The 14,124-nt window shown below is 55.2% G+C and carries 12 protein-coding genes; 4 read left to right on the top strand and 8 right to left on the bottom strand.

Going from position 1 to position 14,124, the window contains the following annotated elements; translation table 11 throughout:
- Window positions 1-153: 153 nt before the first annotated feature.
- Genes AC58P5_RS26085 through AC58P5_RS26075 form a run of 3 tightly spaced genes read right to left on the bottom strand, consistent with a single transcriptional unit; the run spans window position 154 to window position 1,630 of the window.
- The gene (locus AC58P5_RS26085) at window positions 154-1,188 is read right to left on the bottom strand and encodes an S-layer homology domain-containing protein (RefSeq protein ID WP_497391818.1); all 1,035 of its coding nucleotides are present in this window, start codon (window positions 1,186-1,188) and stop codon (window positions 154-156) included.
- A 21-nt stretch (window positions 1,189-1,209) separates the two neighbouring features.
- Entirely contained in the window at window positions 1,210-1,410 is a 201-nt protein-coding gene (locus AC58P5_RS26080) for a hypothetical protein (RefSeq protein ID WP_497391816.1), read from the bottom strand.
- Window positions 1,411-1,420: 10 nt separating this feature from the next.
- Window positions 1,421-1,630, bottom strand: a complete 210-nt coding sequence (locus AC58P5_RS26075; protein WP_497391814.1) for a hypothetical protein — start codon at window positions 1,628-1,630, stop codon at window positions 1,421-1,423.
- A gap of 189 nt (window positions 1,631-1,819) precedes the next feature.
- Between AC58P5_RS26075 and AC58P5_RS26070 the strand changes: the two genes are divergently transcribed.
- The gene (locus AC58P5_RS26070) at window positions 1,820-2,419 is read left to right on the top strand and encodes a general stress protein (protein WP_497391812.1); all 600 of its coding nucleotides are present in this window, start codon (window positions 1,820-1,822) and stop codon (window positions 2,417-2,419) included.
- A 161-nt stretch (window positions 2,420-2,580) separates the two neighbouring features.
- Here the strand turns inward: AC58P5_RS26070 and AC58P5_RS26065 are convergent, their stop codons facing one another.
- The 5 genes from AC58P5_RS26065 to AC58P5_RS26045 all read right to left on the bottom strand — a co-directional run bounded on the left by AC58P5_RS26065 (window position 2,581) and on the right by AC58P5_RS26045 (window position 9,164).
- Window positions 2,581-4,356: a leucyl aminopeptidase gene (locus tag AC58P5_RS26065; RefSeq protein ID WP_497391810.1), complete on the bottom strand. Its 1,776-nt coding sequence runs from the start codon at window positions 4,354-4,356 to the stop codon at window positions 2,581-2,583.
- Window positions 4,357-4,526: 170 nt separating this feature from the next.
- The gene (locus AC58P5_RS26060; protein ID WP_497391808.1) at window positions 4,527-5,885 is read right to left on the bottom strand and encodes an ATP-binding protein; all 1,359 of its coding nucleotides are present in this window, start codon (window positions 5,883-5,885) and stop codon (window positions 4,527-4,529) included.
- 352 nt (window positions 5,886-6,237) lie between these two features.
- Window positions 6,238-7,548 (bottom strand): anti-sigma factor domain-containing protein, encoded by a 1,311-nt coding sequence (locus AC58P5_RS26055; protein ID WP_497391806.1) that lies wholly within the window; start codon window positions 7,546-7,548, stop codon window positions 6,238-6,240.
- On the bottom strand, window positions 7,541-8,362 hold the full coding sequence (sigI, locus tag AC58P5_RS26050; protein ID WP_497391804.1) for an RNA polymerase sigma factor SigI: 822 nt from the start codon (window positions 8,360-8,362) through the stop codon (window positions 7,541-7,543). Before sigI ends, AC58P5_RS26055 begins: the two co-directional genes overlap by 8 nt.
- A 376-nt stretch (window positions 8,363-8,738) precedes the next feature.
- On the bottom strand, window positions 8,739-9,164 hold the full coding sequence (locus AC58P5_RS26045; RefSeq protein ID WP_497391802.1) for a hypothetical protein: 426 nt from the start codon (window positions 9,162-9,164) through the stop codon (window positions 8,739-8,741).
- A 318-nt stretch (window positions 9,165-9,482) separates the two neighbouring features.
- Here AC58P5_RS26045 and AC58P5_RS26040 point away from each other — a divergent pair, with 318 nt between their 5' ends.
- From AC58P5_RS26040 to AC58P5_RS26030, 3 genes are all read left to right on the top strand, one after another.
- Window positions 9,483-9,698: a hypothetical protein gene (locus AC58P5_RS26040; protein ID WP_497391800.1), complete on the top strand. Its 216-nt coding sequence runs from the start codon at window positions 9,483-9,485 to the stop codon at window positions 9,696-9,698.
- A 247-nt stretch (window positions 9,699-9,945) separates the two neighbouring features.
- Complete coding sequence (locus AC58P5_RS26035; protein ID WP_497391798.1) at window positions 9,946-10,401, top strand: DUF4912 domain-containing protein; 456 nt, start codon at window positions 9,946-9,948, stop codon at window positions 10,399-10,401.
- Between the two features lie 2 nt (window positions 10,402-10,403).
- Window positions 10,404-14,093, top strand: coding sequence for a 1,4-alpha-glucan branching protein domain-containing protein (locus AC58P5_RS26030; protein WP_497391824.1), 3,690 nt, complete (start codon window positions 10,404-10,406; stop codon window positions 14,091-14,093).
- Window positions 14,094-14,124: the final 31 nt, after the last annotated feature.

The raw sequence follows: 14,124 nt of genomic DNA, 5'->3' as shown, positions 1-14,124 counted from the left end.
ACCAACACCGTCCGTTCTAAAAAGAGATACCTATATTATACAACATTAACGCGGTGTCGCATTAAATGTATTCCATATAAAAATAGCTGTCGAGACTTTCTCGACAGCCTGAAGAGATTCATAAAATGAATCTCTTCGGGTAACGTTTCGCTACTATTTGTTCCCGTACTTTTCGAACAAATCGTTCAACTTGCGCGCCGCCTCGTTATACGGCTGGATGCCGCCGTTATCGACGTGAAAATAGAAATTGCCGTCCGCGAAACCCAGGTAAATGTTCTGATCCTTCACCATCAAGATTTGCTCCGATTGCTCCAAATAATAGTAAGTGGAACCGAAGCCTTTGAAAACGGCCGCACCCGGCAGCTCGACATCGCCGGATTGAAGCTTGTCGTCTATCGCTTTATACATAATTCTCGATGTCTTGCCTTCATAGTAAGCGATGTAGAAGTTTTTATATTCTTCGGAAGCATCCCCGTCCAGCTCATCGGGTCCTTGCAGGAACGGAGTTCCGAGAATGGCGGATACATCCTCCGCCTTCTGCCCGAGACGCAGTCCGTTTAGTACGAATGCACCCGCCTCCACTCCGACAACCGGTTTGTCGAACCGCTTGCCGTACTTGCCCGTTTTCTCCATGACACGGTCGATCAGGACAGCCGCTTCCGCACGGGTAACCGGGGCCTCCAAGGCCAGATTGCCTTCGGCACGGCCCTGCAGGATGCCTTCTTTTACGCAGAGCGCCACGGCGTCTTCATCCGGAACCGATTTAAACCTCCATTCCGGCTGAATGAGCTTGCTCACCACGCGCACGATTTCGAGGCGGGAAGCGGGATCGAGCATCGTTTTCTGGAAAGCTTCGTCCACAAGACCTATCTCCGCTTTCGCTTGGTTCAAGTAAGCTCCGTACCAGGCTGCGTAGCCGCCGAGATCGGGTTCGTAAGACGGATCGCTCGCCATCACTGCCATCTTGACGAACTGGATGCCCGTTACCTTCGCATCGGGATCGAAAATTTTCTCGGATACCCCGTCGATCACGTGCATCTGGGACGTGCTGATTAAACTGTCCTGCGCCCAGGGAACGCCGTCAATATCCTCGTAAAGCCAGTGAGCGCTTGCCGGCAACGCAGCCGTAACAAGCATGAAGGCCGTTCCGGCGGACAGTGCGCCTTTTTTCCAAAAAGACCGTTTCATTCCTTATCTTCCTCCTCCTGATTACGGATATGCAGCATTCACACATGGTATGCAGTACTTTTCGCGATAGAAGAGAAAGAATCCTCCCTTGAACGAGAACACAAAAAAGAAACCGCCGCCAGCCTGCATCTCAACCGGGGTTATAACCCGGCCGCCTCGGCGCGGCAAGTTATCGCGATTTTTTAAGAAATGCGGCGACAACAGGCTGATGATCCATCCCATCTATAATCCCTTACTGCATTTTCCGCCGGTACACCACGCGGGACCACAGAAAAACCGCATTGCCTACAAGCAGAATCGTAAACTCCCAGCCCGTCTTCCCCGTGCTGAAAAAATTATAAAGCCCCCAGGCAAGCAGGGCCGCCGTATAAAAGATAAACGCAGTCTTCGCCGACTTGTCCGTCTGATATCGTTCCGTTTCATCCGCAGAAATCAAAAACACCCCTCCTTAACGGAAAACGTTGTTCGTGCTTTATCCTTTGTTACTCACAAGATGAGTTAATATCTGGTAACGCGTAAGTTGTCCCAAATCCGTTTACCGATGGCGCCTGAGGGGTAAGGATATGCTGTAACCGGAAGAAAGCTAAACGAAATGAAAGAACAGGCACTAAACTTGAGGAGGTAGTTCAAAATGGATAAAAAAATTGTTGGTGTTTTCGATACAGAAAGAGAAGCTATTCAAGCGATCGATGGTCTTAAACAGCAAGGTTTTCATGCCGATGATATCTCCGTTATTGCCAAGGATAAACAAGATTCAGCCGATATTTTAAACGAAACCGGAACGAAAGCGCCGGAAGGCGTAGCCACGGGCGCAGCTACAGGCGGTGTTCTCGGCGGCGTGACCGGCCTGTTGGCCGGAATCGGCGCGCTGGCCATTCCGGGCGTCGGCCCCTTCATCGCGGCGGGTCCGATCGCCGCTACCTTGACGGGCGCCGCTGTCGGAGCGGGCGCAGGCGGTATCGTGGGCGGCCTGGTAGGCATGGGCATCCCGGAGGATGAAGCCCAGCAGTACGACAACTATGTCAAGGACGGCAAAATTCTCGTCCTCGTCGATTCCGATGCCGAACGCGACGCTCACGTTTACGACACGTTCCGCACGAACCGTTCCCTGAACGCATCCACTTACGACGATCAGGTGTTCCGCGATACGGATACCCCGGCATACGACGTTAATTCGGGTCTGCCCTACAACGGCACGACTGGTGACATCGACCGCTCCCGCCGTCTGTAAGAACACATTAAGTTGATTCGAATATAGCCTTACCTTATGAAAACGGAAAGACCCGGTCCTTGTTGTAAGGATCGGGTCTTTTCGTATGATAAACATCCTGACCGTGTTGTTGCCATGCGGACCACACGGCACGCCGCGCGATGCGGGATGCTGCACGATGCCTACACGACATCACCGGCGCTGCAAATATATTCGGCCAACGTACGCACCATGGCGCCCGTGCCGCCCTTCGGATCGATTCCGCGATCCGCCCAAAGCCACGCCGTACCGCCCGTATCCAGATGAATCCACGGTTTGTCTTCGATGAACGCCTCGATAAACGAGCCGCCCATAATCGCTCCCGCCCACTTATGGGCGGCGGCGTTTTTGATATCGGCGACCGAGCTGCGCAGCATTTCCCGGTATTCGGGAAAATTGGGGAGCTGCCACACCTTTTCACCCGCTTGTATCGAAGCTTGGAGAACGGAAGCGAGGAAAGCATCGTCGTTCGTCTGGGCGCTTGTGGCGACATCGGCGAAAGAGACGAGAACCGCGCCCGTCAGCGTCGCGATGTCGATCAGCCGGGTCGCCCCTTTCTCTATCGCATACGTGACGCCGTCCGCAAGAATGAGCCGCCCTTCGGCATCCGTATTCAGCACTTCGACCGTCCGTCCGCTTAAGGTCGTAATAATATCTCCGGGGCGCATCGCCGTTCCGGACGGCATATTCTCGGCGGCCGGTATGACAATCCGCAGGTTAATGCGCGGCTTCAGGCGGCCCACCACAATCAGCAGCCCGAGCAGCACCGCGGCTCCGCCCATGTCGCTGATCATCTCTTCCATGCCGCCCGCGGGCTTGATGGAAATGCCGCCGGTGTCAAAGGTGACGCCTTTGCCGACAAGACCCAACACCTCGCCCGACGACGGATCTCCGTCGTAGCTCAGCGTAATCATGCGTGGCGGATTCGCGCTGCCGAGGCCCACGGCCGCGAGCGCTCCCATGCCGCGCTCCACAATCGCCTGCTCATCCAGCACCTCGCAGGCGATTCCGAACTGCCCGGCCAGCTTCTCCGCTTCCTCCGCAAGGGCGGAAGGAAGCAGCATATTGCCGGGCAGGTTCGTCAGGTCGCGCGCATAGTTCGTCGCGACCGCATACGCTTCGGCGGCGTCGACCGCCGCCTGCAGCGCTTCCCCGTTCAGCGCGTCCCGCTGAACGAACAGCTCCGCCGCGGCCAGTTCCTGCCGCGGCTTCGCCTCCCGCGCGTACGTCGCGATGCGGTACGTGCCGAGCAGCAGCCCTTCCGCCACGGTGAACACCGTCGTGGCGGAAGGAGCAGCGCCCGCAGGCCGGGCGCCTGCCGCGCTCGCGCTCTGCGGGGCAGCCGATGTCTGTACATCCGCTCCGCTCAAGCTTTGGAGCTCCGCTTGCGCACCTGCCGCTGTCCGTGCATCCGCTCCGCTCACGCCCTGCGGCTCCGCTTGCACACCGCCGTCAGCGCTTACGGCCTTCGCCGAAGCGCCTCCCGCCGCACCGGCTCCTCCAGCGGCCTGCGGAGCCGCGTACGTCCCCCCGCGCGGAGGCTCGGCCGGGAAGGCCCCCTCCGGCAGCAGCACGGCCAGGCGGCCCAGCCCGAGCCGCTGAGCCTCGCGGACCGCTTGCACCGCGGCAAGCCGCAGCGTGCCGCGTTCCGCCGGCGCCGCGCCGAGACCGGCTGTGATCACGTACGGCGCGGCCAGGCGCCCGTATGCCGGAAGCACGGTCACTTCGCCGGCGCTTCCTTTGAAACGTCCGGCCTGTTTCAGCCGGTCCAGCTCAGCCAGGAGCTCTGCCGGCAGATCCGGCAGGTTTCCCTGCCCCCCCTCATTCGTGAAGAACAACAGAGCATCGGCCTCCGCCGAAGCCCATCCGCCGCTTTCCGCAAGGGAAAATTTCGTATTCGTTGCATAGTCCACTCTCATCTAAGAATTCAGCCCCTCTCGTGCCTCTGGCAGCAAGTCTTTCCCATCGGTCCGCGTTTGCAGTATTCCCGTACTATATAGGCAAAACTCCCTCAGGCCGGCGAGTTCATCAGCAACGTCGTCAGCGGGGAGCACATTGGTATTCTTTTCTATTGTAATACACGGGGACGTCAGTTTAAAGGGAGCTGGATCCGGAAGCTTGTCCCCTCTCCCACCTCGCTTTCCACATGAACGACCCCGCCATGGTTTTTGATGATGCGGTAGCAGACGGATAGCCCCAGGCCGGTCCCGTCTTCTTTCGTCGTAAAAAACGGGTCGAACAATTTTGAAAGCGTTTTCTGATCCATGCCTCTGCCGTTGTCTTCTATGTAAATCCATACCTGATGATCCACTTTAATCGTCCGGATACGAATAAGCCCATGCTCTTTCTTCCCGTCGGACAGCACTTCTATGGCATTTTTAACAATGTTGAGCAGCACCTGTTTAATCTGTTTCACATCCACCCATACGTATAAATTCGGGTCGGATTCGCTTAACTGGATATCGCAGCCTTTTAACAAGGCCTCGCTCTCGAACAGCAGCACGACTTCCTTAATAAGCGAAGCGATCTGGGTCTTCTGCTTCACCGGAGCCGTTGGCTTGGACGAATTTAAAAATTCAAAAATGATATCGTTGGCACGGTCGATTTCGCTTAAAATAATATCGGCGTAATCCTGTTTGCCCAGGCGAAGCAGTTCAGGCTGCAAAAGCTGAATAAACCCGCGGATCGAGGTAAGCGGATTACGGATTTCGTGAGCGATGGAAGCCGCGATTTTCCCCAGCATGGCCAGCTTGTCGTTATAATAGACGGATTGCTCGATCCGCTTGAAGTCGGTCACGTCCTTGACGGAAATGAGAATGTCCCCGTCCAGCTCCTCATCGTACTTAGCCGTCACCAGAAAGTGCTGGCCCTTCTCGTCAAGAACTTCCTGAAAGGGCAGCCGGTACACGAACATCTCGCGGTGGAGCTTGATCAGAAGTTTACGCATTCCTCTCGAAAGCTTCCGCAGCCTGACCAGCTCGTAGAACGTGCGTCCGATCATGCTTTTGCGGGGCAGTCCCAGGAACTGGCCGAGCTTTACGTTGGCAAACGAAAGAAAGCCTTCCTGGTCGAACAACGCTATTCCGCTGTCCATATGCTGGAGCACATTCTCATACTTGCTGTGGGCCGACTGGTAGGAAGAGTCCTGCATCAATCTGCCGGTAAAGTGTCTTGTCGGTTCTTTAACGGCCTGATCAGATTGAGACGTACAAAAGGATATCGCTTCGTTAAGAATTTGGAACGACTGCTGATAATACAGCACAGCATCCTCAGAACTGGCAGGGCGGATTAACTCCCGCATGCACTTATCATGCAGAAGAGTCACCTCTTCCGGCAGCATAGAGGAGATAAACGGCTTGAGGGTGCTGGAATATGAGCGGGCTTCCTCCGGTCCGCTTTGCATCAATACTTGCAAAACTTGCAGATACATCGTTCGGATGTCCGGCATGTGACTCCTCCTAGATTATGCGTGGGGTTGTGTACCCGGCACGACGACACTTTTCGTCAAAAATCAAGGTTTTTTCGTCATTATCTTACATTTTCTCGCGTTTTTGCTAATTATCGGAATCTCACTCATTGTAACATAGGAAGTTTAAAATTACGATACGATTTGGAGCGTAGAAAGAGGAAAATGTAAGATCACGCCTTAAAAACGGCAACCCATGCCTGCGGCCGAATTTCACTGCCCTGTCCGGGTGACGTGCTAAAATAACCCCGCGGTCAGCGGGGTTATCTTTTTGCTATTCGGGCCTGTCTGCAGAAGGCCTGCTTATGCGTTCAAGCACGGAACGGGCACCCGTTCAGCCGAGGTTATAATAAACCGAACCATCCTTGAATGGGAACCGGAAAGAATGTCCGCCCTTCCAGGAATCGCGGTCATCCCTGTCGTCGTCTTTCTCATGATCCTTGTTTTTCTTCTCTTTTTCTTTCTGCTTCTCGCGTTCTTTCTCCCGTGCATTTCTTTCTTTTTCTTCTTTTTCCTTCTGTTCTTCCTGTTTCCTCTTCATCTCATCCTGAGCCCGCTTGTATTCACGCTCCACCTTTTTACGAAGCCATTCTTCCCGTGCGTTGTCCGCGTTGCCGCTGCCGGTGTAGGTATTCTCTTTCTTCGGGGTAGGTGTAGGAACCGGCGTCGTTTTGGTTCCGGAGGTATTGCCGGCCGTATTCGAGGTGTTTCCTGCCGAATTATTCGAAGGTGTCGGCGTCGGTGTAGGGACCGGCGAATTAGAGGGATCCGGCTGATTCTTTTCTTCTTCACCTGGAAGAGCCACGTTGTCCTTGTTCCAGGAACCTTCTTTTTCCATCGCCAGCCAGTTTGTTAGGTTGTCTTTGTTGATAGGCTGCGTGCGGTTATACAGCTTACCCATTCCGCCCATCTGCTTGGCCAGTGTGTAAATGGACATGTCGCGCAGCTGATCGAGGCTGATCTCGGTTCCCATACTCTTGGCGTTCAAATAAATCGCGTACTTGCCCGTAGACAGCTGATGCGTACCCGCTTCCTGCCGCAGTTCCGGCGGCGCCGCGAAAGCCGCGACCGCATATTTACTCATGTCGGCGTGGCTCGCGAGCAGATGGTCCGTTACCTGCTTCTCCATTTTGTCGGCCAGCAGAATGTCGCTCACCTTGCGCTCGTTGCCTACAACCGTACTCGAAATGATAATATCCCCTTCGCCTTTAGCGAGCGGACCCTGATCGAGCCAATCCAGAATAACGGATGCGGCCTGGGTCAGAGGCTTACCCTCCACATGGAGCGCCTTGGCCATCTGAACGCCGTCCTGATTGAGCCCCCTGACCTCCCGTACAATCTCCGCATCGTCGAGCGCAAGCTCAATGCTCGGGTTAACGTCCATCGTCACATAAGCCGCCACTTTTACCTGGCTGCCCATGTTTAACAAACCGCCGATGAAGACAAAACAAATAATCGCGGCAGCGGTAAGCCCGGATGTCAGAACCAAAACCTGAGAACGCCCGAATCCCCATGTCGATTTGTAATGAATTTCTTGTCCGACTTGGCAGCTGCGCCCTTTCTTGGAAATGCGCTCGAAACGCCCCTCCTCCGTCATGACGATAATGCTGTTTCCCTTCAGCTCCATGACGATGCCTTTACTCATATGCCTCTCTTCTTTCCTGGAAAGTTTGCTTTGATTGCTCTTTAATATGCAGATATTCTTTGAGATATGGATAGGAGCCGGTGTGTATGAGCGCTATGGCAATCAAATACTTTCGGTTTCGTTCCAGCGTTTTGCGGGAGACGGTAACCTTACCCAGAAGTTCCTTAATAGGAAGCTGCTTTTTGCTAAGCAGAAGACGCATCAGTTCAGGGTCTTCGGAGAGGAGCTTGCCGATCCCGAATAGCATGATACGAGAGTCTTCGTGCTTGGGAGAGGCATCGACCAAATCGGTAAATTGAATGGAGAAAGCGGCAAGGTTGCGGTTAAATTCCACAATTTCTCCGCGGCGTTCTTCTATTCCCTTCTGTTTCTCATACTGTTCCAGCGCTTGATGAATCTCGATGGGATTCACGTAATGATCTTCTTCGTCCTCCTGGTCAAACGCACTGTACGGAATCTGTCCCTTGAACCGCTGCTCCTTTCTCAAATAGTCGATCAGTCTGCGGCGCATCACCGTCTCGGCAAAACCGAGAAACGAACGCCCCATTTCATGGGAGAACTGATTAATGGCTTCGTTAAACGCGGCTAAAGCAATGCTAAATTCGTCGTCTCTGGCAGGATCAATATATCTTTTGCAAAAGCGGCTTGCCACCTTGATGACAAACGGCTGGTAATCCGAGATAAACTGATTGCGCAGACGCAGGTCTCCCTGCTGTATTTTCTTCACAACCTCTTCAGGCTGCGGTGCGTTTTTTTGGTGGTGGCTGGACTGACGTTTGCTGCCGAATAACTTCTTAAACAGTACCAGAATCACTGTTCCACCTCACTTATACAATTCGATTTCCAACAATTTCTTCGGGGGGTCAATCTTTGCTATTATATCACAAGCTTTAATATCGGCGAAAAAGTTAAGTAATTTCACAGAGTTTTCTCAGAAAAAAGAGCGGAATACCCCTCATCTTCTCAAAAAACGCGGAAGAAAGACAATTACATTCCAGAATAAGGGTATTAGTGGTATTATCAGTATTTTTTATGTTCCATAATCCCAGCCTGTACCTATTAAAATAAGCTCAACAAATTTGATTTCTTCAAACCGATTTGCACCAAACAAAAAAACGGCCAGAGCACCCTCTGACCGTTTTTTTCATATGAGAATACCTTCTATAATAAGTGCGGTGTTTTGCAGCGGTTTACGGACTTTGAGGCGTACGGCCTTTAACAAGCTTGCTCCGGCGGCGGCTGAGCACCTGGAGACGTTTTTTGAGCTGGTCCTCCCACGCGCTGTCCCCGAGAGACTTGGCGACCGAAAGCAAATCGAGTCCCATATCGATCTGATTCTGGACAATTTCCATCGGTTCCTCATCCTCGTGGTTCACGCAGTTCTCGTAAATAGCCGATCCCTGCTTGCCTTCCACATAATCGATGAAATCAACCTCGGCGGCACCGTCTCCGTGCGCATATTCGGCCAGTAACTCGTACTCGTTTTCTATCAGATGATGAACCTCGATCCGGTGACAAACCGGACAGAAAAGAATCGGGACATTGTGAATGCTTGTTCGTATATGTTTAAGGGTCCCCTTCGACCCGATCATACTTGCACCGCAGCAAAAACTCATAATACTTCCCTCCCAAGGATCGTCCTACAGACCTTCCCGGCCTGCGGAAGTGAATTTACGCATGTCGTTTGCATGTGATGCTTTATTTTACAACATTCCTATTCACCGGCACAAAGGAAAATTCCTCTTTTTCTAGCAAAATAGGCCTCGCTCCACTCGGATTTTTTAGGCGGAACCACGAGCTTATCCTTTACAGGACCAAGCTTTGCCGTGCTTCTAACTCTAACAAAGCCCACATAAAATCAAAGGAACGGGACTTTCCGGAAACTGCGTAACCAAGCCGGAATCCTTTTTACCACCAGATCGGAGGGACGTGCAATGACGATTATTCCCATCATTTCTCGGCAGATTGCTTTTGTCAAATTCGAGGGGCAGACCGGTGAGTTTTCGGTCTATTACCACACGGGAAAGGTGGAGAATTACACCGGTTTCAACCTGGAAGACATTCAAGCCCTTTGGGACTCCGCGAACCGTTACGATACGCTGATGCGCTTGACGGAATCGCGACGGCTCCCCCAGACCACCCCTACATGAAGAAGGCGGACCGGAGGTAAAATAAGCGGCAGTCACCGGGCAACGGGAACCGGGAGCAACCTGACATCCCCTGTATTCCCCGGCTTCCTCTCCTCAAAGATTGGGGAGCTTCTTTCCGCTGTGCTACAATAGAACTATTCAAAACGATACGGCGTACGCCCGGCAAGGAAGAGAGGAATTTACTCTGAACGGTACCCGCCCATCCCATTCCCCAGTGCCGCAGCCCAAGCTCGGCAATGTTCATCTTATGATTCAGCGGCAGACGGTTCTGTTTGTTTACTGGTCGGTTTCATCCCGGCTGGCTTCCATAATCGCCGAGTACGGAACCGAAGCCGACAAAGAAGGTCTGCTATCCGTCCGCATAAGCGGATATTGTGAAGGCTCTGGCGAGTCTGTCGTTTATGAGGTCCGAACCATGCCGCCCGCGGAAAATGCCGGTTCCGCCTATATCGGCACGCAAGGCCGGAAGGGCCTGTGGCAGGCGGAAGTGGGAATGCTGAACGCCAATCGCAGCTTTCTTCCTTTATTGAGGTCCGCTCCCGTTCGGACGGGCGACAGTTCCGGGGAAAGTCCGTCCCCGGAAGAAGAAGAGCGGCACAGTGGGAATAAGCAGCCCCTTTTTCCTCTTCTGCCGGTTGATTTTGGCTTCTATTCTACTTACACGATCTATCCGCCGCCCAAACAGGAAGGAGAAAAGCCGTGAGCATGTCCCCGCCCATTCCCTCTCTGCTCGTTCTTCACGCGCATCTGCCTTACGTGTACCGGCCCGAAGACGGTCTCACTTTAGAAGAATATTGGTTCCATGAAGCGATGTGCGATGTCTATCTGCCCTTCGTCGATTGTATGGACCGTCTGCTAAGCGGCCAGGTCCACTCCCCGGTGACCTTGTCCGTAAGCCCCGTGCTCTTGTCTATGTGGGAGAACCCCGAGCTGCAGAAACGTACACGGGAAATATTGAAACGGCGTATAGAGCTGGGCCGCAAAGAAAAAGAACGGCTTGCAGACAAGCCCGGGCCGGTCTCCCTTGCCTCCCGTTATGCCGGAAGGTATGCGGACATGCTTGCTTTATTCGACGAGATGGACGGCAAAATGATCCCGCGGCTGCGTTTTTACGCCGACCGGGGCTTGATACAGCTAATTCCCACGGCCGCTACCCACCCTTTCCTCCCTTTAATCAAAACGGAGGAAGCCGCATTCGCGCAAGTGTATACCGCCGTGACGGAGTTCCGGCGGCATTTCGGCTTCGCCCCATCCGGGATCTGGCTGCCGGAATGCGGGTACACGGCCCGGCTGGAGCCTATCCTGCGTAAGCTGGGGCTTCGCTTTACGATCCTGGAGGCCCCGGACGACAAAACCGGGGGCCCGGGACAGGGACCGGCCGCTCCGTACGTCACACCGGGCGGCCTTCAGGTTTTCACCCGGGATGCGGCCGCCTCGGCTCTGGTGTGGAGCCGGGAAAGCGGCTATCCCGGCCACCCCGATTATCGCGAATATTACCGCGATATCGGGTACGAGCTCGGCCGCGGCGCTCCGGCCGAGCAGGCTTACATCCGGCCGTACGTCCTGCCGGATGGCACTCCCGCTGCGACAGGCTACAAGTACTGTCGCATAACGGGCGCCGCCCGCGGCGGAGACGGAGCCTGCGGCAAAGCCCCGTACGACGCCGACCGCGCCGCGGAGCTGGCCGCCGGGCATGCGAGGCATTTCCTCGCATCCCTCGGCGCCGCGGAACTGCAAGGCCGCGCCCCGCAAACGCGCGGGGCGGCGGCCGGACTTACAGCGGCCGATCCGGCGGTCGGCTCCTCTGCCGTTGCAGACGCTTCTAAAGCCCTTGCAGCTGCGCCCAGGCCTGCATCCGCCTCTGCAGTCAACCGCGAGCCTGCCGCTGCCGTTCCGGCTTCGAACCGTGCGGCCGATGCGGCGGTTGATTCCGCTGCCGTTGCGGATGCCTCCGCGCTGACCGACCATGCGGGGACCGGGCCAGACCCTTTCGCCTGCGCAGCTGCCGTCCGCGGCCTTGCCGAATCCGTCTCGGCTTCGGACCCGGCGGCCGACCCTGCGCGGCAAAAGCCAGCTTCCTGCACAGCGCCGCCGGAAGCCGAGCATACCCGCTCCTCCGGTTATTATGCTGGAGAGGGCGGGACCACCCGACCGGCTGCTTCCGCTTCGGAGGCTCGTTTGCTGCCGCCTCGGCCGGTTTCCGTCTGCGCCTTCGATCTCGAGCTGTTCGGACACTGGTGGCATGAAGGCCCTGTCTGGCTGGAAACCCTGCTGCGCGAAGGGGATCGCGAACAGCGGCGGCGCTATTCCGCCAACGGTTCGAGCAGCGACTCTTCACTCCGCGATTCGGAGCTGAATCCTGTGTTTCTTACGCCCTCTCTATATGAGGAGCGCTGCGCTTTCGAGGAAGGCACAGCCCCCGTTCTATCCAGTTGGGGACTGGGAAGCGATGCGAGCGTCTGGCTGAATCCGTCTACAGACTGGATGTATCCGCTTCTGCATGCCGCAGAAGAAGCCATGGCGCTGGCCGCCGCAAGAACCGCCCGGTCAGACTCCGCAGCGAGGAAAGCTCGCCAAGCCCATGTTGTGGCACATGACATGATCTCGGATACGATCTCGAACACGACCTCGGAGTCTTGTTCCTGCGAGCCCCCCGCCCCCTGTCGGGGCCCGCAACAAAACGAAAACCTTTCGCACAACACAATCGCCGGCAGAATACTGCGCCAAGCTGCGCGGGAGCTTCTGCTCGCACAAAGCAGCGATTGGGCGTTTATGATCGAATCGGGGGAAATGGCGGGCTTTGCCGCCGAAAGATTTCACGAACATCTGAATAACTTCTATCAATTGGTACCGATAATGGATGATATAGATGCGAGACAACCCGCAATTCTCTCGCCCAGGGAGCTAGAATTGCTTCATAGAATGGAAAGAAACGCTTCTCTCTTTCCCGATGTGGATTGGAGAGCTTACCTTCCGGGGTATCTTACCGAAGCTCTACCGGACAAAAAACGTTCCGAAGCATCGGCCTCGATTCCAAAGGGCCCACCGTCTGAAGGACAAACGGCCGCCGAAAAGCGTACAAACGGTAAGCAACCGGCAGGAAGTCCGCAGGAAAAGCCGCTTGCCCTAAACCGCCGCACCTCTGCTCCGGATTCCGGAAAAAAAGCCCGCCTCCGCGTTCTTGTGCTGGCCTGGGAATTCCCGCCTCATCTTATAGGAGGGCTGGGGCGTGCGGTGGGAGATCTGACGGCACAACTGGCCCGTGACGGGCATACTGTGCATGTGATAACATGCCGCCGGGAGGGTGAAGCCTCCGACAGTCTTTGGAACGGAGTGTACGTTCATCGCGTGGAAGTGCTGCAAAGCTCCGAATCCCCGGATTTTTTGGACTGGGTGTTCAGGTTGAACATCGCCATGATTTTACGGATCGAACACCTAATGGAGGAAAATCAGAAGTTTCGGTTCGATGTCATCCACGCGCATGACTGGCTGGTTTATTACGCCGCCCGCGACAGCAAGCAGGCTCTCGGCCTGCCGCTTGTCGCTACCCTGCACGCAACCGAACACGGCCGGAAGCTGGGTCGGCTGAACGATCCCCTCTCTCGTAAAATTCACGATACAGAAAGCAGCCTGGCGGAGCTAGCCGATGAACTTATCGTTTGCAGCGATTCCATGGCGGAAGAAGTGACGTCGCTTTTCAACCGGAAAAAATCCGCCGTAGCGGTCATTCCAAACGGCCTTCCCTCCCCTTCCGAGGATGAGAAGCACGGGAATCCGCATGCGGCTGCGGCACGTGCCGAAGATTCCGGACATCCGAAGCACTCGCCGGTGTCAAAACGCCGGATTCTATATCTCGGACGCCTCGTGCCCGAGAAGAACGTTTCGCTGCTTCTGGCAGCGCTCCCTCATGTCCTGGAGCTGTTCCCGGAGACGGAACTGGTCATTGCCGGAACGGGACCGGAGGATGCTTCCATCCGCGAGCTGGCCCTTCCCTTCGGCGACCGCGTACGGTTTACGGGCTTCGCCGACGAAGCCGCCAAAGCCGGGCTTTTTGCAGAAGCTGATGTCTGCGCCATTCCAAGCCTATACGAGCCCTTCGGGATCGTCGCGCTTGAAGCGATGAGAGCGGGCGTCCCTCTCGTAGCTGCGGATATAGGCGGGCTTGCCGGGCTTATTGAAGACGGCGTAGACGGCTTCCGTATTCCTCCGGCGGATCCCCGGGCGTGGGCCGAGAAGATTTGCCTTCTGCTGGGCGATCCGGAGCTTGCGGCTCTTTTTACGAAACGCGCCTCTACTAAATTACACACGTGCTTTAATATGAAGGAAATCGGAGCCGCCACCACGAACGTTTACCAAAGCGCCATAAATTGCCAAAGATCGACAAAAACTTGTTGACCTCTTCTTCTGAAAACGGTAACCTTATGGC

The organism is Paenibacillus sp. JT31N7 (assembly GCF_059692095.1).
The sequence above is the reverse complement of the archived record's forward strand: the minus strand, read 5'-3'. Positions and strand labels throughout refer to the sequence as shown.

Excerpts from the sequence above, each read along its gene's own strand:
- AC58P5_RS26085 (WP_497391818.1), bottom strand. The coding sequence starts at position 1,188 with ATGAAACGGTCTTTTTGGAAAAAAGGCGCACTGTCCGCCGGAACGGCC.
- AC58P5_RS26080 (WP_497391816.1), bottom strand. The coding sequence starts at position 1,410 with ATGGGATGGATCATCAGCCTGTTGTCGCCGCATTTCTTAAAAAATCGC.
- AC58P5_RS26070 (WP_497391812.1), top strand. The coding sequence starts at position 1,820 with ATGGATAAAAAAATTGTTGGTGTTTTCGATACAGAAAGAGAAGCTATT.
- AC58P5_RS26065 (WP_497391810.1), bottom strand. The coding sequence starts at position 4,356 with ATGAGAGTGGACTATGCAACGAATACGAAATTTTCCCTTGCGGAAAGC.
- AC58P5_RS26060 (WP_497391808.1), bottom strand. The coding sequence starts at position 5,885 with ATGCCGGACATCCGAACGATGTATCTGCAAGTTTTGCAAGTATTGATG.
- AC58P5_RS26055 (WP_497391806.1), bottom strand. The coding sequence starts at position 7,548 with ATGAGTAAAGGCATCGTCATGGAGCTGAAGGGAAACAGCATTATCGTC.
- AC58P5_RS26045 (WP_497391802.1), bottom strand. The coding sequence starts at position 9,164 with ATGAGTTTTTGCTGCGGTGCAAGTATGATCGGGTCGAAGGGGACCCTT.
- AC58P5_RS26040 (WP_497391800.1), top strand. The coding sequence starts at position 9,483 with ATGACGATTATTCCCATCATTTCTCGGCAGATTGCTTTTGTCAAATTC.
- AC58P5_RS26035 (WP_497391798.1), top strand. The coding sequence starts at position 9,946 with ATGATTCAGCGGCAGACGGTTCTGTTTGTTTACTGGTCGGTTTCATCC.
- AC58P5_RS26030 (WP_497391824.1), top strand. The coding sequence starts at position 10,404 with ATGTCCCCGCCCATTCCCTCTCTGCTCGTTCTTCACGCGCATCTGCCT.